The organism is Staphylococcus sp. EG-SA-18, assembly GCF_017151825.1.
Taxonomy (GTDB): domain Bacteria; phylum Bacillota; class Bacilli; order Staphylococcales; family Staphylococcaceae; genus Staphylococcus; species Staphylococcus aureus.
On record NZ_JACYVY010000034.1, the window covers coordinates 1 to 17,844 of the forward strand.

Below are 17,844 nucleotides of genomic sequence, written 5' to 3' on the forward strand. Positions count from 1 at the left end.
AATTGGAGCCGTTCTTATGGACCTACATGATGAATGGATTTATTCTTCAAGAAAATACATCAATTTTGATAAGTAGAAATGGTAAAAACATTGTATAGCATTTTACACAGGAGTCTGGACTTGACTAGCAGTTATCATTATGCTTGAAAGGGTGGTAAAGGCGGAGAAGTCATCCACTTTTTCCTATACTACAAGGACCTTTACTTTAAAACAACGAATTTACAAAATAAAAGGCATAATTTCTTTTCTGTCACATCGCTCATTCTAACTACTAGACTTTTAAAATCGTTCCTGTAATTTAAACTCAATCAACTTTCAATTAATGATGCATAATATGATTATAAGTATAGTAGTTAACTTCAAATATCTTAGAAATGTCCTGTACTATATCTCTTTTATTCTCAAAAGTCATAGGTAATAAAGCCTTTCCTTTTCCTTGTTTAACTAAGTTTATTATTGCTGCCAATGAATCAATTTCCATTACCCGTTGTGAATCAAGCTTATTATCTAAAGTTATTTTCCTTAAAGGACAAAACTCATCTTTATTTATTAGTAAAGCCTCTTTATCATAATTACTTCCATTACTGTAAAGCGTTACTTTCATAGTATCAACATTACTAAGTCTATAATTTGAGTCGTTAATTTTTATGAATGAAATAACCTTATCATAATTATTTTTTTCTATAGCTTTTCTAATATTTCCACTAGAAATAAAATTAATTGAGTTATTCGACATCATAATTTCTTCGCTCTCAGATAAATAATTAAATAACAGTTCTGAGCATAAAATAGACATAGTATTATTTTTCATTTTATTTTTTATAGTCTCTGTATCTCTTAATACTTTTTTGCTATACGCTAAGAATTCTTCGCCTGCTTTAGTTGCCTTAGCACCTTTTTGATTTCTAAAAAGCAAAACTACACCTAATTCATTTTCAAGCTTGCTAATTCTTTGAGATATATTAGATTGTGCATATCTAAGTTTAATTGCAGCTTTATTGATAGATGCTTCTTCACATACAGTTATAAAAATTTCCAAATCATTAAAGTTCAATTTAATCACCTATCACTTTTTATGATAACTATATCACAATTGGATAATATGAGATTTTACTTATTATTGCTATCCTTTTTATAAAAGGGGGTATGCTAAATGCATGCAATGCAATATCATGTTAAGTTGCCTAGTGATTACAATATGGAAATAATTAGAGATAGAGTTCGATTAAATGGTTATAAGACTGATGGATTTAAAAATTTAATTATAAAAGCTTATTTAATAAGTCAAACAACTACTAATTGCATTACAAATACTTATTCACCATTATATTTATGGAGAAGTTCAGAGGGGATGACTGAATTTATATTCAATGGATTTTATGATAATGTTATTTCTTCTTTTGGATGGCAAAATATAAATATTGGTGTGATATATTCAATGAACATAACCGATTCTGTTAAACATAGTCTTTATGCGCTTGAAGAATATATCGACATTTTCCCTACTTTATCTCTAAAAGAAATAGAAATCAAAAAATTGTTTAGAATCTTCGATAATGCAGTTGCAGAAATTATAATTTATAATCCTGATAAGTGGAAGTTTGTGAAATATTCATTTATTGAAAATCTTCCAAAGAGTCTCAATCCAAATATAAAAATTTATGATGTACTATATATCTCACAATGAAAGTACAGATTTAAAGTTATTATTATCAACATTAGAAAACAGACTAAAATAATTTATCTGAACTTATTAATAATAAAGAACCTGCTAGATGACAGCTATTTAAAATACATAAGCTACTCATTTAGCAGGTTAAAATATTAATCAATCCATACTAACTAGTATGATTCAAAGGTTTTCATCTATTAAATTCTTTACTATTTTGAAAATGAATGCCCGCAATTTGAAATTTCAACTAGAAATAATCCTTATTAAAGATATAAATCACCTGTTTTTATATTGAATTACTTTTTCATTAACATCTCATTTAAATTATTATCTTTGAGTTTCACCATAACTACACGTTTTCACCAATAATTATAAAAAAACATCTTTTACAAAAGATTCAAGTACTTGCTTATTCGATTCAGGATTAATTATCAATGTTGTTTCTAAATTCGGAATATCGACATCTACGTCTATTTGAAACAAACTTTTATTTTCTAATTCATCTGCAACAATAAATTCCGGCAATAGCGCAATCCCACCTGAATTTTTCAAGTGTTTTTTTAATGACTCAATTCCTAGAAATTCAATCATTTGTTTTGTTGAAAAGCTATATTTATATAAAATCATTTCTAACTGTTCTCTGTAACTACACCCTTTTTCAGTAACAAGTAATGTATGGTTTTGAATATCGTTTAATTTGAAATCTTTCATCTCTTTGTTAGTAACAAATATTAAACGTTCTTCAGTTATAGGAATAGCAGTTAAGTTACTATTAATAATCTTTTCGTCTGTGATAAGGCTAATATCCGATTTGAAATTAGCAATTTCTTCTTTAATATAGAAATTAGAATGTGCGGATTTAAACTTCAAGTTTACATATGGGTGTTCAGCTAACCATTCACTAATCTTATTATAGTAGCGATACAAATACTGACTTTCTTGCATGTTAATACTTATATTTACCTTCTTATTGTAAAGTCCTTTTATTTCTCTCTCGTATTCGCTATTACTATCTAAAATCACTTTAGCGTATTTAACGTATGCTAAGCCTTCTTCCGTTAGTTCCATACCATATTTTTTTCTATAAAATAATTTAACATCTAATTGCCTTTCTAATTTTTCAATATGTGTAGATACAGTTGACTGTGAATAGTTAAGTAACTCTGATGCTTTAGTAAGGTTCTTTGTTTCACTAGTTACTAAAAATGATTTTAAAATGTTTAAGTTCAAAGTAGTACCTCCTTTAGGGTTCCCTTTTATCGAATCCTGAATTCTAAGAATTCTGATTTAATAATAATATATTAAATATTATTATAAAGGTAAATCGAAAGGAGTTATGACTATGATTACTTGTTTATTTGGAAGTAGTAGAAAAGATGGCAATTCAGCTATCGCAGTAGAGAATCTATTGAAGAATTTAAAAGTCAACTTTGTGAATTTATATCAAAGCAACATTGAAAAGGTTACAGATAATCGTCATAGCAAAGGTGCCAACTTTCATAATGATGATTACGAACAAATTTTAATCAAAGTTTTAGAATCAGATATTATTATTTTTTCAACACCACTCTATTGGTACTCCATGAGTGCGTCTTTAAAACTCTTCATTGATAGATGGACCGAGTCATTGCGAGATACGCAAATAGACAACTTCAAAGAAATCATGTCACAAAAAAAGTATTTGATTTTAATCATAGGTGGCGACAATCCGCATACCAAAGCACAACCTTTAGTCAACCAATTCAAATTAATATTTGAGTTTATGAATATTACTAACTATAGATTTTTGATCGGCGAAGGCAATAAACCATTCGATATTTTAAACGACTCTCAATTTATAGAAGAGCTCGCAAATATAAATCTTGCATTGAAAAAAGGTGATATTTATGACTGATTTGTTGAAAATTAAAAACTTCAGATTGTTCTTTTTAGCAGAAATAATTTCAGCATTCGGAGTTGGAATTAGTACAGTTGGGGCTAATTGGTATTTAATCGACAAAACTAACGACTCCCAACTATTAGGTATTATGTTAGCTTTAAATGTATTATCCGGTTTCTTAGCTTCTCCTATAATAGGTGGACTAGCCGATAAATATAATAGACGAAATATTATTTTAATCACCTATCTTCTTCAGGTAATATTATATTTACTCATTGTCATAGCACTCGTAATGATAGGATTTGAGACCTATTTAGTGATTGGATTTGCGATTGTTAATGGGATAGGTTGGACTACGTATATGGCAACATCTAGAAGTTTAGTTAAACAGATATTAAAACCAGATCAATATACAGATGCAAATTCTCTATTAGAGATTAGTTTGCAAACAGGTATGTTTATTGCAGGTGGATTATCAGGAATATTATATAAAATAAATGGATTCACTCTAATTATAGCGATGACTATAATGATGTTTCTAATCAGCATTTTTATGTTATTTAGATTGCATGTAGATAAACCAACTCATTCAGAGGAAGAATCAACAAATAGCTTATTGCAAGAATATTTATTAGGATGGAAATTTTTAAAAGACAACATGATGATATTTATTTTTGGAGTTATTTCAATCATACCAATGGTGTTTACAATGATCTTTAACATATCATTACCAGGATATGTTTATAATGTTTTAAAACTTTCGTCTGTACAATTTGGTTTTTCAGATATGTTATATGGCATTGGAGGATTATGTGCAGGTTTAATTTCAGCTATTCTTTCGAAGAAAATCTCAACTAAAGTATTGATATTTTTGTTATATTTCATATTAGTCATAAATTCAGCACTATTTATTTGGATAAACTCAGCATTTTACTTATTCATAGGATCATTTATACTAGGCTACTCAATTTCATCAATCAGAATTTATATGAATACAGCTATAATGAACACTGTTTCAGATAAATATGTCGGTCGCTCATTTACGATATGGACGTCAATTTCATTGTTACTGCAAAGTTTCATTGCTCCATTTTTAGGAAGATGGATTAATGAAATTAATGATAAATTCGGTTTCTATATTATACTCATTTTATCCTTACTCATATTTGTTACACTGCTGCTTGTTAACAAAACAGACAAAATAAAATATGCACATAAAGAAGAGTGACCGTCACTCTTCTTTAACAAGCGACCATTTATCGATGGGCTTAGTTCTCTCTGCACCCACACTTCACTACTTCACTTTTTCAAATCATTTTTTATGGTCTTAAATAAATCAGTGAGATTTGTTGCTTCGGTAAAGTCTAGAATTAATATCATTTCTTTAGAACCTGGATATGGCGAAACTAATGTATTATCTTGCAATTTCTGCTGGGCACTTTTAGTCGCCTTGACCAATAATCTATTATCATACAAACCACCTATAACCACGCCATCATAATAAATAATATATTCTCCCATCATCTTTCTTGTCTTAACCGCGTTTGAATTCACATGATTTAAAAATAAATCATGTACATCTTTCTTAGTCGCCATTGTAATCGCTCCTTCAGTTTTATGTTTAATCACATTCGTATTAATGATTCATTTCGTGTTGCTCTTAATTTTATCTATAATTATATGCGTAGTTAAAATCAAACCTATGGAAAAGAAAATAATGATAACAATGTTAAGAAATATAGTTATAAAATTATAGTTTGGAAGGTATGCGAATAGCAGAAAAATAGGTATCGCAAAAAATAAATCCCACCAACCTAAACTTTTTAAAGAATGCTTTAAACCTTCCATAATATCACCTTTATAAATTTGTCTTTGTTATAAGATAACTAAAAAATCGCTTTACTGTAAAAGTAGCCAAAGAAAATTCTGAATCATATTCATAAGTAGTGTATCATTAATAATGAACAATTTAATACTATAATCCTTGATCTTTGTATTGATCAACTTACCACAACATTTATTTTAGACTACTCTTAGACTTCCCTTTCAAATGGTTGCATCTATTGAAATTCCTTTTGTATAAGTTAGGCTTTTGTGGTAATATCATCATGCATAAAAAATCGAGATACTAATTATAAAGAGGGTATAAATATATTATGAAAGAAAATTTTTGGAGTGAATTACCACGTCCATTTTTTATTTTGGCGCCAATGGAAGACGTTACAGATATCGTCTTTCGACACGTTGTAAGTGAAGCAGCTAGACCGGATGTGTTTTTCACTGAATTTACAAATACTGAAAGCTTTTGCCACCCTGAAGGCATACATAGTGTGCGCGGACGCTTAACTTTTAGTGAAGATGAACAGCCGATGGTCGCTCATATATGGGGAGATAAGCCAGAACAGTTCCGTGAAACGAGTATTCAATTAGCTAAAATGGGCTTTAAAGGCATAGACTTAAATATGGGATGTCCTGTAGCAAATGTTGCTAAAAAGGGTAAGGGTTCCGGCTTAATCTTAAGACCTGACGTTGCTGCCGAAATTATTCAAGCGACTAAAGCAGGTGGGCTTCCGGTAAGTGTTAAAACACGCCTTGGCTACTATGAAATCGATGAATGGAAAGATTGGTTGAAGCACGTCTTCGAACAAGACATTGCCAATTTATCTATTCATCTTCGTACACGTAAAGAAATGAGTAAAGTAGATGCACATTGGGAATTAATCGAAGCTATTAAAAATTTACGTGACGAAATTGCACCAAATACATTGTTAACAATTAACGGTGATATTCCCGATAGAAAAACAGGACTTGAACTGGCAGAAAAATATGGCATTGATGGCGTCATGATTGGTAGAGGCATTTTCCACAATCCATTCGCTTTTGAAAAAGAACCACGTGAACACACAAGCAAAGAACTATTAGATCTGTTGAGATTGCATCTATCATTGTTTAACAAATATGAGAAAGATGAAATACGACAATTCAAGAGCTTGCGTAGATTCTTTAAAATCTATGTGCGTGGCATAAGAGGCGCTAGCGAACTTCGCCATCAATTGATGAACACACAATCAATTGCAGAAGCAAGAGCACTTCTAGATGAATTTGAAGCCCAAATGGACGAAGACGTTAAAATTGAATTATAGTATGAGTAATAAAGTTTATGGATGATATTTCCCAATTTAACACGGATTGAACACTTTCTACTTAGGTATTATCTTGGTTTTCCTGATAGGATAACTCCCGATGATGCCTTTTTACTTATGTCACTTATCCTTTTGGAAATGGTGCAAAATTAAAAATACATCAGGATATCGTTTAACTCAGAAAAAAACTCCAATCAAAAAAAATGTTTACAACACATTATGAAATTAAAATTGCTCTTAGTGTTCAACAGACAAAGTTATTGAAATTACTATTGGAGGTACATACCAAGCTATCATTTTGAGTACACGTGGTTTGAATATCTGGCAAGAAATGGAAATTGGTAATGTCAGTCATAAAGTCGCTAAACGTGCTCAAATACCATTAATTATTTTTAAATAATTTAGAGGATGAGGTATAAACCTTTAAAAAACAGCAGTGAGATGATTTTCAATTAGAAAATATCTTACTGCTGTTTCTATTTTCATAATCATTCTTATTGAATGACTTCATCGTGATCATTTAAAACAGTAACAACTTTTTCAATCTTATACTATTTAGAGCTAAAAATTCACGACATATAAACACAACACTGACACGTCATTTAAATACTTAATCTTTTATAGTAAAAGATTTTTCATTAAAAATTTATTGTTTTCTGTACTTTATTATATTAATCCTTTTAGCATGCCGTACCAATACATTTTAGGTAATAAATCTTTCTTAAATATATACATACTTCTACGTTCTTTGGCCTGATTAAACGGCATTGTTTCTTTAGTATTTTTATTATAATCAAACTCTGCAAGTATTAACCTATTATATCCAGTAACAATAGGGCATGAAGTATAACCATCATAATGATGCGTTAACATTTGATTATTCATCACTTGCAATAAATTATTAGCGACGATAGGTGCTTGCTTACGAATAGCTGCGCCTGTTTTTGAAGTAGGTACATTTGAAGCATCACCAAGTGCAAATACATTAGAGTAGCTTTTATGCTGTAATGTGGTTGGGTTAACATCTACCCAACCCTCACTATCTGAAAGTGTACTTTCTTTTACTACATCTAAGGGACCCATAGGTGGTGTTACATGTAACATATCATAACTTATTGTTTTTCTATCGTATGCTTTGATATGTTCGAATGTAGCCACTTTTTTGTCACCGTCGATTTCAACAAGGTTATAATTATAATTGACTGTTATATTTCTTTCTTCAACAATCCTTTCTAATTCTTTATTATATTTTCCTACGTCAAATAAAGCATCTTTTGGCGTTGCATATATCACATTAGCGTTAGAACGGATTTTATGTTTCCTAAAATAATCTTCAGCTAAATACATAATTTTCATAGGCGCACCTCCACACTTTATAGGAGTGTTTGGATGCGTAAAAATGGCATTTCCTTGTTTAAAATTAGAAATTTGGTTCCAAGTTTCGTTAACATAGTCAGGTGAATAGTTAGAGCAAACACCATTTTTACCTATATTTTCTTTTAGTCCTTTAATTGAAGACCAATTAATCTGTAATCCTGGAGCTACTACTAAAAAATCATAATAAACGACTGTATTATCTCCTAAAATAACGCTATTATTTTCAGGTTGAAAACTTGAAACAGCCTGTTTTATCCAGTTAGCACCTTCAGGTATAACACTTTCCATATCTTTACGAGAACTTTTCAAACTAGATACCCCTGCACCAACCAACGTCCATAATGGTTGATAGTAATGATGGTCTGCTGGATCTATAATTGCTATTTTCTCTTTTAAGTTTTGATTTTTTCTTAATAGTCTTGATGCTACGGTAACACCTGCTGTACCGCCACCAATAATAACAATTTGATAATGCTTATTCATTTTTTCCACATCCTTAAATTATTTTAATGATTCTGGAAAATCTTGATAGCCTTCTCTAATATTCACCACATTTTCAAAACCTTTGCTTTCCAATATACCCACTGCAATTGAACTTCTAACACCTGACTGACAATGTACATATATTTTATCCTCTTTATTAAAAGGAATATTTTCATTTAATAATTTACCATGCGGAATATTAACTGCTTGATCTAAGTGTCCATTATTCCACTCTTCATCATTACGTACGTCTAATACATGTTCTTCTTTACCTGTCATATCAGCGCTATGAACGGACTGGGTTGAAATGCCTGATTTTGGCAAACGATAGCCTGCTACCTTATCAAACCCAATTAATTGTAAAGTGTGTTTCGCTTTCTCAACAGTAGATTTATCTCCAATTAAATCTATATCTTTTTCAAAATCTAAGTACCAACCAATTTGATTAATAAAGTTTTTGTTGTATGGTATATTGATTGTTCCTTTTGTGTGGCCACCGTGAAAGGCCTCTTTGCTACGAAGATCAAATGCTACTCTCTTATTATCTAAACTAGGATAAACATCATATGATTGATATAAATTCATACCAAACTGATTAACTTGTTTCATTTGTGCAAAATGATGCGGTGGTGCTGGTTGATTTGATGTTAATGATTCAATAAATTTAGTCTCATCAATTTCATTAAATGCCCAGTTATTAATTTTCTCATAACCTATTGTAGATATAGGTATGGCACCTAATGCTTTACCACAAGGGCTTCCAGCACCATGACCCGGCCAGATTTGAACATAGTCTGGTAAATTTTTAATATTTTGAACGGACTCATACATTTGTTTCGCGCTAATTTCTGTAGAACCCTTTATTTGAACAGATTTTTCTAATAAATCAGGTCTACCTATATCACCAACAAAAATAAAGTCACCACTAAATAATCCCATCGGAACACTTGAACCACCACCTAAATCAGTGAGTAAAAAGCTAATACTTTCAGGCGTGTGTCCTGGAGTATGCAGAACTTCTAATTTAACATTGCCTACTTGAATGATATCTCCATGTTTAACAAATTGTGTTTTTGATGGCATATTTTTATACCCTAATGCATCTTCACCTTCGCCAGACACATATATATTTGCATTTAAGCGTTTAGCCACATCACGAATTCCTGAAGCAAAATCAGCATGAATATGTGTTTCTGTAGCTTGTGTAATTGTTAAACCTTCAGAATCTGCAACTTCTATATATTTCGATAAATCACGAACAGGGTCTATTATTATTGCCTCTCCTGTACGTTGACAACCCACTAAATATGATGCTTGAGATAAATGATTATCGTAAAACTGTTTAAAAAACATGATAACAACTCCTTTTATTAATAGATTTAATTAGATAAATAAATTATGATTCGCATTTTCAGTAGCACCAATATAAGTGCCTACACCACCGTACTCAACTTCATCTCTAAGTTCTTCTTTCTGAATACCCATGACATCCATACTCATCGTACAAGCGATTAATTTGATATTTTGCTCAATAGCTTGATTGATAAGTGTTGGTAATGAATCAACATTTTTCTTTTTCATTACGTAGCGCATCATCATATTTCCTAAACCAAACATATTCATTTTGGAAAGAGGCATTCGTATATTCTTTTTGGGCAACATTAAATCAAACATTTTTGCAATACCTTGCTTTTTAACATTAACTGTTTGCACTTTTTTTAATGCATTAAGCCCCCAAAAAGTAAAGAAGATAGTTACATCTTTTCCAGCAGCTCTAGCACCATTTGCAATAATCAACGCTGCTACAGCTTTGTCTAATTCTCCACTAAATAATACAATTGTAGTACCTTTAGCAGAATAATTTATATCTAAATCTTTTGCTTTTTCTTTTTGAATAATCGCATTAATTCCATTGTTATTTTCATCAAGCTTAACTAAAGTATGCCTTGTTTGTTTCACCCAACTTTTAATGTCACTAGGGAATCCAGGGTCTGTGACTTTGACTTCAATTTGGTCACCTACTTCAATATTCTTCATTTCTTGACTAATTTTTACAATTGGCCCTGGACATTGAAGACCACGATAGTTAAATTGTTTACGATCTGCTTTAATTTCTATACTTTTATATTCTTCTTGTGTATCATAACTATCGTTTTCTTCTTCATAAGCTTTATAACCACCATCAAGATTTATAACGTTATAACCTTGTTTAGCTAAATATTTACTAGCATTAGCACTTCTGTTACCACTTCTACAGATTACATAATAGGTTTTATTTTTTTCTTTATTGAATGACTCAATCTCATCAACAGGATGAAGTATGGAACCATTGATATGTCCTAATGCATACTCCTCTTCTGTTCTAACGTCAATTAATTGCCCTTGCTTGGCTAGTTTTTCCAATTCTGCTTTACTAAATTCATCGATAAACTTTTCTCCGTATTGTTTCATAATAACCTCCCTAAAAATACCTGTAGGGGTATTTTAAACAGTTGGATGGAACTTGTCAAATACCTCTAGGGGTATTTGACACATTTGTGTTTATCTATTAATATATTTTTATTCAATTAAAAGTGGAGGTATGACTATGAATTATGATAAAAAAATGATTAATCGTATTAATAGAATACAAGGGCAACTAAATGGAATTATTAAAATGATGGAGGAAGGAAAAGACTGTAAAGATGTCATTACACAAATAAGTGCATCAAAGAGTTCACTCCAACGCTTGATGGGTATCATTATTAGTGAGAATTTAATAGAATGTGTAAAAGCAGCTGCGGATGATGAAGAAAGCTCCCAAGAGTTAATTAATGAAGCTGTAAACTTATTGGTGAAAAGTAAGTAATGGATATTGTTAATATAGTTATCATGTTACTCATTGGGGTATTCGGTGGGTTCATATCTGGTCTAGTAGGCGTAGGTGGTGCTATCATTATTTATCCAGCTATTTTATTATTACCACCATTATTCGGAGCCCCTGCATATAGCGCATATATCGCATCAGGTCTTACTTCTAGCCAAGTCTTTTTCAGTACATTAAGTGGCTCATTAAAAGCTCGAAAAAAAACAGAGTTCTCGCCACAATTAGTTCTTTATATGGGTGGCGGCATGATTATAGGGAGTATGTTAGGTGCATTTCTAGCAAATTTATTTGATGCTACATTTGTAAATACGGTATATATCATTATTGCTTTACTTGCATTAACATTAATGTTTATTAAAGTGAAACCTAGTTCCGAAAAGTCTTCATTTAATAAATATTTATTAGTTATCATTGGCCTTTTCATTGGTATTATTTCAGGTATAGTAGGTGCAGGTGGTGCCTTCATTATTATTCCTATATTATTGGTTTTATTCAAATTACCAATGAATACTGTAGTCGCTAATAGTATAGTAATTGCTTTTATATCTTCAATTGGTGCTTTTGTCATCAAACTTATTCAAGGTTATATCCCTTTATATGACGCCTTATTCCTTATAATAGGGAGTATTATATTTGCTCCAATAGGGTTAAAATTAAGTAAAAAAGTCCCTAACATAATACAAAAATGGATTATCAGTATTTTAATCGTTTTTGCTATAATTCAACTCATTTTATAAAACTAATCCTTTTAACTCAGACAGCAATTTCCCGAAAAATAATACCTCTTATTTAAACAAATATGTATGCAGTTCGGATTTATATAAATAAAAATTTTTGATGAAATATCCATATATGCTTATAAATATAAATTTATCAACTATAACTAAAAATGATAAAAGATTTAATGCCACTGATGATTGAATTAATATTATTTAAGTTTTTATCAAACGCATTAGTAAAGTAGATGCACATTGGGAATTAATCGAAGCTATTAAAAATTTACGTGACGAAATTGCACCAAATACATTGTTAACAATTAACGGTGATATTCCCGATAGAAAAACAGGACTTGAACTTGCAGAAAAATATGGCATTGATGAACACACAATCAATTGCAGAAGCACGAGCACTACTAGATGAATTTGAAGCCCAAATGGACGAAGACGTTAAAATAGAATTATAGATGAAATGAGGGTCAAGGAGGAATTTAAGTTTCCTCCTTTTTTGTTTGTGTTAAAGTCTTTTTGGTATGAACTAGGGTGATTTAAAACAACGTATATTTATATATTACAAATATTTTGTCAAAACAATTTCATCTCTAATTTCAATGCCATTTTTATCAATTGTAGGAATCGACGGCTTTATTTTCCTAGCTTCTGTTACAGCATCAAAAATAACGTCTGTGATTCTATATTTATTTTTTTGATAGAAATAAAGTGCCTTAATATTTTCATTTGTAGTAATAACACTGATACTTCTTTTACTCATATCTGAGGCAATTATTTCAGCATAATCAAGCAAATGACTACCAATACCCTTGTTCTCTACAAAACTATCTAAAGAAATGATTTCAATATACTCATCATAAACTTTATACGTTAGTAGCCCCGCGATATCATTATTTTTATAGGCAACAATACATGGCAACTCAGACAAAATGTAACTACCTGTTGAGACTACCATTTTATTATCGAAATTTTTATCACTCAACAAGATAGATAAAATATTATTACTCATTTTGTTGTAAGATTTATATTCCAAAATAAGTCACTTCTCTCTGTTAATAATCTTTCCCACACTTACTAAGTTTTTGCAAAGTAATTTACACAACTGATGAAAAGATAAACTGACATTTTGTCTGCCCATATGGCTGTAAGGTATCAATAAACGTTTCCAATTATTTACTTGTTAAACAAATAGATATCTATATGTAATTTTTTGGTACTTATAAGTTCATTGTCATTATAGAACTTTAAGAAATCCACACGTTTTTTCACCTTAAAATCAAATAAGTCATAATAGAAACTTGATTTAGTAGAATGAAATTTTATATATCCTTTTTGTATATCTCCAGTTTCCGAATCATACATTTTATATTGATTTTGTATATTGTTTCTCGTTTTAAGATCTAGCTCTTGAGCTGTGGGTTTGATTTTAGCAGTAGTAATGACAAACCCTTTTTGTTGAAATCCATTTTTAAATACATTTATGCCTATTGACTTTTTTGTTGTTTTTCATTTTTTCGTGAAATGTGACTCCACCATATAAACAAGCGCTATTCTCACCTGCTTCTCCAACACAATTTGCTCCAAAGTGTACTCCGAATATATCTACATTTTTCCTTTGAATGTGTTTGCAATTTCCGAACTATTAAGCTCTTTTTTTAGACTATCTTTATTCAATTATTTAATTATAACATTAAATAATTATATAATAGTTGCTTGGTTTTAATTTTATCTTTAAAATTTAAGAAATTCACTTTCTGAATATACAGGTTTAATATTATATAACGCGGTTAAATCTAAGTCGGACTTGTTCTTTAGAGTTTCTGCTTTTGGAGTATATGTACTTGTTTGAGAAAAATGCTTAAATGAATTCCATAACGGAAAAAAGACATGACAATTAACACTAACATTGATCTAGAAATTTTCATTGATTATACTTTTTTCTTAGTATATAGATTTACATCAATATGACTTATATCATCAGATTTTAAAGTTTTATTGTCTTCATAAATTTTATCTATCTCATAGTCATTTTCTCCTTTTAAATCATAAATGTCGAATGAGTAATCTCTAGGAGTTTTCATATCAAATTCAATTAGACCTTTACTTATTTCGCTGTCTTTATAATAAATTTTATATTTATCGGACAATATTTTTCTGATCTTTATATCTAATTCTTGCAATGTCACATTTTTCTTATTTGTTCGTATTAATTCTGTTTCTTTTTGAATACCATCTACCCAAACATTAGCACCAATCACCCTTTCCTGTGCCAATTTTTCACTATTTAGTGTTGTACCTCCATATAGACATTCAGAAATATTTTCACTTATTTTTTCACACTTATAATAAAAAGATGCCCCATATATATCTACATTTTTATTTTTAAACTTCTGAGCTAAATCAGCAGTTGCAAACTTTACTCTCAAATCATTGCCACTATCACCTTGATTTCTAAATATTAAATCTTTTTCTCCACTTATTTCATCACTCTTAATATTTTCTTTAATGAATGGGTGATTATATTGACCATATGCATTAGCTAAAGCTAAATCTGTTAACTCACTTTTATCGTGTAAATCTTCTGCTTTCGCATATGATGTGAATGAAAGTAATAATGCTAAAAACGAAAATAATATTTTAATTTTATTAATCATTTTAAAACTCCTCAATATATTTCATTAACTTAATTATAAAACAACAAAAACAACTTTTAATATATAAATTTCGAACAATTTATGAATTTATACAAACATAAAATATAGGTTTCTAGAAATGGAATATTTATATTAAACCAATATTAAAAGATTTATATTCATAGATATCAGTTGCTATAGTAGTTAGAATGGAAATGATAGTTTAATAATGTACATTTTTTAAAAACCTAGACATAATTTTATTGAGGTGAACAATGAATCGTCTACACTTAATTGGACACATTCTATGAGAGTAGATTTTGTTAATTTAAGAAAGTAGGCGATTTTATTATGACTAGAGAAAGAAGATCATTTAGTTCAAATTTTAAGTTATAAATGGTTAGATTATATAAAAATGGTAAGCCTAGGAATGAAATTATACGCGAGTATGATTTAACACCTTCCGCGTTAGGGAAATGGATAAAGCAACATCAAAACACAGGTTGATTCAATCATCAAGATAGCTTAACAGATGAAGAAAAAGAGCTGATTAAATTAGGCAATGAAGTTCAACATATAAAAATGGAGAACGATATTTTAAAGCAAGCAGCGCTGATCATAGGACGAAAATAGAAGTCATTCAAAAGAATGCACATCAATATTCAGTTCCGGCAATGTGTAAAGTCCTAAAAATACCAAGAAGTACCTATTATGATTCTATAAAAAGAAAAGATAATAAAATCACTAAAGATGATTCAAACGTAGAACGTGCTGTCATAAATATTTTTAATTCTAATAGAAAAGTCTTTGGTGCAAGACGAAAGATAGCTCGTATCATGAAAAAACATAATCTAGTTTCTGTTTATACGAAAGCTAAATACAAAAATTATCCAAAAGAAACTAATGAAAAACGAATTAAAAATCATTTGAATCGCGCTTTTAATAGAGAACAACCAATGGAGACATTAGTAAGTGATTTGACATATGTAAAAGTCGCAGGAACATGGCATTACATATGTTTATTTATAGATCTATTTAATAGAGAAATTGTTGGTTACAGTGCAGGTAAAAATAAGGACGCAAATTTAGTATCAAAAGCAATCAGCAGAATAAATCATAATCTTGAACAAATCAACCTGTTCCATACCGATAGAGGCAAAGACTTTGATAATCATTTGATAGATGAAGTCCTAGAATCCTTTAAAATCAAATGTTCATTAAGTACCAAAAGTTGTCCTTATGATAACGCAGTTGCGGAAGCAACGATGAAAGCAATGAGATCTGAATTTGTAAAACAAATGTAATTTGAAAACTTAGAACAGTTAGAAACAGAATTATTTGATTATGTAAATTGGTATAACAATTTTAGACTACATTCTTCATTACAGTATTTGACGCCAGTGGCATTTAAAAATCTACATATGAAAAATGTCTAAAAAAATGTTGACATACCAGGTTATAGAATACCAATTGGAAGTATTTATGAGTTTCATCGAAGATGTTAAACTGTCCAGCTTAATTTGACAATCTAAATGTAAAATCATTAATAATTAAACAAAACTTAAAATATTTAACTTTTTGTGATTATTCCACATTATCTTATCTGCTCTTTATCACCATAAAAATAGAAAAAACAAGATTCCTAAAGAATATAGGAATCTTGTTTCAGACTGTGGACAAACTGATTTTTTATCAGTTAGCTTATTTAGAAAGTTTTATTTAAATTACAGTTTCTATATTTTATTAGATCACTATTTTAGCTCTTGTTCAAGTAATCATTTTTCGCCAAAAACTTTATATTGAATAGCTTCTACATTAAATACTTTATCAATGAGATCATCTACATCTTTAAATTCAGAATAATTTGCATACGGATCTATAAAATAAAATTGTGGTTCTTCACCAGAAACATTAAATATTCTTAATATTAAATATTTCTTCTTATACTCTTTCAAAGCAAACATTTCATTTAGCGACATAAAAAATGGTTCCTCAATATTAGAAGATATAGATGTTTTAATTTCAATAAATTTTTCTATAGCTTCATCTGTATTTGTTGGATCAAAAGCTACTAAATCATAGCCATGACCGTGTTGAGAGCCTGGATTATCATTTAAAATATTCCTAAACTGTTCTTTCTTATCTTCGTCTATTTTATTATCAATTAGATCATTAAAGTATTTTAGCGCTAATTTTTCTCCAACTTTACCGGTTAATTTATTCTCTTTATTTGATTTTTCAATTTCTGAATCATTTTTAGTAGTCTTTGATACACCTTTTTTATATTTTGGAATTACTCCTTTAGGTGCTTCCACTTGCTTGAGTGTCTTATCTATTTGTGCTATTCTAATTTCTTCAATTTCACTATCTTCCTGTATTTCGTCTATTCTATTGACTAAGCCATCATAGAATGTTTTTGTAACTTTTGAAGCTAATTCATTAAATAGTTCTAAAAATTTCTTTAAATCATATAGCATTTCTTCTTCTGTGAACCCTTCATTCAAATCATAATATTTGATTCTTATTGATCCATGAGAATATCCTGATGGGTAATCATTTTTTAAATCATAAGATGAATCTTTATTTTCTGCGTAATAAAATCTTCCAGTATTAAATTCATTTGATGTAATATATTTATTGAGTTCGGAAGATAAAGTTAATGCTCTTTGTTTTGCAGCATTTTTATCCCGCGGAAACATATTACTTATCTTTGACCATCCTTGATTCAAAGATAAGTATATGCCTTCTCCTTCTGGATGAAAAAGATATACCAAATAATATCCATCCTTTGATTCTTTTGTTATATTCTCATCATATATTGAAATCCAAGGAACTTTACTATAGTTCCCAGTAGCAACCTTCCCTACAACTGAATATTTATCTTCTTTTATATGCGCTTTTAACTGCTTGGGTAACTTATCATGGACTAAAGTTTTATATTGATCACCTTTATCCCAATCAGATTTTTTAACTACATTATTGGTACGTTTCTCTTTAATTAATTTAAGGACCTGTTTAAAGTTGTCTATCATTGGAAATTCGCTCCTATTATAAAATATATTA

19 protein-coding genes and 3 pseudogenes are annotated in these 17,844 nt (G+C 29.7%); 10 read left to right on the forward strand and 12 right to left on the reverse strand.

What is annotated here, in order from left to right; all coding sequences use genetic code 11:
- Positions 1-319 precede the first annotated feature (319 nt).
- Positions 320-1,063 carry a LysR family transcriptional regulator gene (locus tag IDG66_RS09080; RefSeq protein ID WP_001793250.1) on the reverse strand — a complete coding sequence of 248 codons (744 nt, stop codon included), beginning with the start codon at positions 1,061-1,063 and terminating at the stop codon, positions 320-322.
- A 90-nt stretch (positions 1,064-1,153) separates the two neighbouring features.
- On the opposite strand from IDG66_RS09080, the gene IDG66_RS09085 reads away from it, so the two are divergent.
- Positions 1,154-1,687 carry a DUF4865 family protein gene (locus IDG66_RS09085; protein ID WP_000543163.1) on the forward strand — a complete coding sequence of 178 codons (534 nt, stop codon included), beginning with the start codon at positions 1,154-1,156 and terminating at the stop codon, positions 1,685-1,687.
- A 354-nt stretch (positions 1,688-2,041) separates the two neighbouring features.
- Here the strand turns inward: IDG66_RS09085 and IDG66_RS09090 are convergent, their stop codons facing one another.
- Positions 2,042-2,902 carry a LysR family transcriptional regulator gene (locus IDG66_RS09090; protein WP_001052510.1) on the reverse strand — a complete coding sequence of 287 codons (861 nt, stop codon included), beginning with the start codon at positions 2,900-2,902 and terminating at the stop codon, positions 2,042-2,044.
- A 112-nt stretch (positions 2,903-3,014) separates the two neighbouring features.
- Between IDG66_RS09090 and IDG66_RS09095 the strand changes: the two genes are divergently transcribed.
- Both IDG66_RS09095 and IDG66_RS09100 read left to right on the forward strand, forming a co-directional pair.
- On the forward strand, positions 3,015-3,566 hold the full coding sequence (locus IDG66_RS09095; RefSeq protein ID WP_000627024.1) for a flavodoxin family protein: 552 nt from the start codon (positions 3,015-3,017) through the stop codon (positions 3,564-3,566).
- A complete protein-coding gene (locus tag IDG66_RS09100) occupies positions 3,559-4,779 on the forward strand; it encodes an MFS transporter (RefSeq protein WP_000130763.1) in 1,221 nt (406 codons plus the stop codon). The genes IDG66_RS09095 and IDG66_RS09100 overlap by 8 nt, the downstream gene beginning before the upstream one ends.
- Before the next feature lie 71 nt (positions 4,780-4,850).
- Here the strand turns inward: IDG66_RS09100 and IDG66_RS09105 are convergent, their stop codons facing one another.
- Both IDG66_RS09105 and IDG66_RS09110 read right to left on the reverse strand, forming a co-directional pair.
- The gene (locus IDG66_RS09105; RefSeq protein ID WP_000201640.1) at positions 4,851-5,147 is read right to left on the reverse strand and encodes a TfoX/Sxy family protein; all 297 of its coding nucleotides are present in this window, start codon (positions 5,145-5,147) and stop codon (positions 4,851-4,853) included.
- A gap of 48 nt (positions 5,148-5,195) precedes the next feature.
- Entirely contained in the window at positions 5,196-5,399 is a 204-nt protein-coding gene (locus tag IDG66_RS09110; RefSeq protein WP_000398679.1) for a DUF6007 family protein, read from the reverse strand.
- Between the two features lie 308 nt (positions 5,400-5,707).
- Here IDG66_RS09110 and IDG66_RS09115 point away from each other — a divergent pair, with 308 nt between their 5' ends.
- Together IDG66_RS09115 and IDG66_RS14275 are read left to right on the forward strand one after the other, a co-directional pair.
- Positions 5,708-6,694 carry a tRNA dihydrouridine synthase gene (locus tag IDG66_RS09115; protein WP_000662031.1) on the forward strand — a complete coding sequence of 329 codons (987 nt, stop codon included), beginning with the start codon at positions 5,708-5,710 and terminating at the stop codon, positions 6,692-6,694.
- 185 nt (positions 6,695-6,879) lie between these two features.
- Positions 6,880-7,094: pseudogene (locus tag IDG66_RS14275) on the forward strand (universal stress protein); the annotation flags it as partial.
- Positions 7,095-7,360: 266 nt separating this feature from the next.
- On the opposite strand, the gene sqr reads toward IDG66_RS14275, so the two are convergent.
- Genes sqr through cstA form a run of 3 tightly spaced genes read right to left on the reverse strand, consistent with a single transcriptional unit; the run spans position 7,361 to position 11,005 of the window.
- Positions 7,361-8,554: a type II sulfide:quinone oxidoreductase Sqr gene (sqr, locus tag IDG66_RS09120; RefSeq protein WP_001033018.1), complete on the reverse strand. Its 1,194-nt coding sequence runs from the start codon at positions 8,552-8,554 to the stop codon at positions 7,361-7,363.
- Between the two features lie 18 nt (positions 8,555-8,572).
- A complete protein-coding gene (gene cstB, locus IDG66_RS09125) occupies positions 8,573-9,907 on the reverse strand; it encodes a persulfide dioxygenase-sulfurtransferase CstB (protein WP_000465472.1) in 1,335 nt (444 codons plus the stop codon).
- A gap of 30 nt (positions 9,908-9,937) precedes the next feature.
- Positions 9,938-11,005 (reverse strand): persulfide response sulfurtransferase CstA, encoded by a 1,068-nt coding sequence (gene cstA / locus IDG66_RS09130; protein ID WP_000816129.1) that lies wholly within the window; start codon positions 11,003-11,005, stop codon positions 9,938-9,940.
- 136 nt (positions 11,006-11,141) lie between these two features.
- Here cstA and cstR point away from each other — a divergent pair, with 136 nt between their 5' ends.
- The 4 genes and pseudogenes from cstR to IDG66_RS14305 all read left to right on the forward strand — a co-directional run.
- Positions 11,142-11,402: a persulfide-sensing transcriptional repressor CstR gene (gene cstR, locus IDG66_RS09135; protein ID WP_001105087.1), complete on the forward strand. Its 261-nt coding sequence runs from the start codon at positions 11,142-11,144 to the stop codon at positions 11,400-11,402.
- Positions 11,402-12,157 (forward strand): sulfite exporter TauE/SafE family protein, encoded by a 756-nt coding sequence (locus IDG66_RS09140; RefSeq protein ID WP_000355844.1) that lies wholly within the window; start codon positions 11,402-11,404, stop codon positions 12,155-12,157. The genes cstR and IDG66_RS09140 overlap by 1 nt, the downstream gene beginning before the upstream one ends.
- Positions 12,158-12,254: 97 nt before the next feature.
- Positions 12,255-12,341 (forward strand): hypothetical protein, encoded by an 87-nt coding sequence (locus IDG66_RS09145; protein ID WP_031867549.1) that lies wholly within the window; start codon positions 12,255-12,257, stop codon positions 12,339-12,341.
- A gap of 24 nt (positions 12,342-12,365) precedes the next feature.
- Positions 12,366-12,518 (forward strand): annotated as a pseudogene (locus IDG66_RS14305) (tRNA dihydrouridine synthase); the annotation flags it as partial.
- A gap of 189 nt (positions 12,519-12,707) precedes the next feature.
- Here IDG66_RS14305 and IDG66_RS09155 read toward each other — a convergent pair.
- The 4 genes from IDG66_RS09155 to seh form a co-directional block, all read right to left on the reverse strand.
- A complete protein-coding gene (locus IDG66_RS09155; RefSeq protein ID WP_000455974.1) occupies positions 12,708-13,181 on the reverse strand; it encodes a GNAT family N-acetyltransferase in 474 nt (157 codons plus the stop codon).
- Positions 13,182-13,321: 140 nt separating this feature from the next.
- Positions 13,322-13,636, reverse strand: a complete 315-nt coding sequence (locus tag IDG66_RS14310; protein WP_366598511.1) for an exotoxin beta-grasp domain-containing protein — start codon at positions 13,634-13,636, stop codon at positions 13,322-13,324.
- Positions 13,617-13,769: an exotoxin OB-fold domain-containing protein gene (locus IDG66_RS14315; RefSeq protein WP_106889220.1), complete on the reverse strand. Its 153-nt coding sequence runs from the start codon at positions 13,767-13,769 to the stop codon at positions 13,617-13,619. The genes IDG66_RS14310 and IDG66_RS14315 overlap by 20 nt, the downstream gene beginning before the upstream one ends.
- Before the next feature lie 307 nt (positions 13,770-14,076).
- Entirely contained in the window at positions 14,077-14,802 is a 726-nt protein-coding gene (seh, locus tag IDG66_RS09165; protein ID WP_000608674.1) for a staphylococcal enterotoxin type H, read from the reverse strand.
- 375 nt (positions 14,803-15,177) lie between these two features.
- Here seh and IDG66_RS14195 point away from each other — a divergent pair.
- A pseudogene (locus tag IDG66_RS14195) lies at positions 15,178-16,217 on the forward strand (IS3 family transposase).
- 339 nt (positions 16,218-16,556) lie between these two features.
- Here IDG66_RS14195 and IDG66_RS09185 read toward each other — a convergent pair.
- Entirely contained in the window at positions 16,557-17,813 is a 1,257-nt protein-coding gene (locus IDG66_RS09185) for an MrcB family domain-containing protein (protein ID WP_000566666.1), read from the reverse strand.
- Positions 17,814-17,844: the final 31 nt, after the last annotated feature.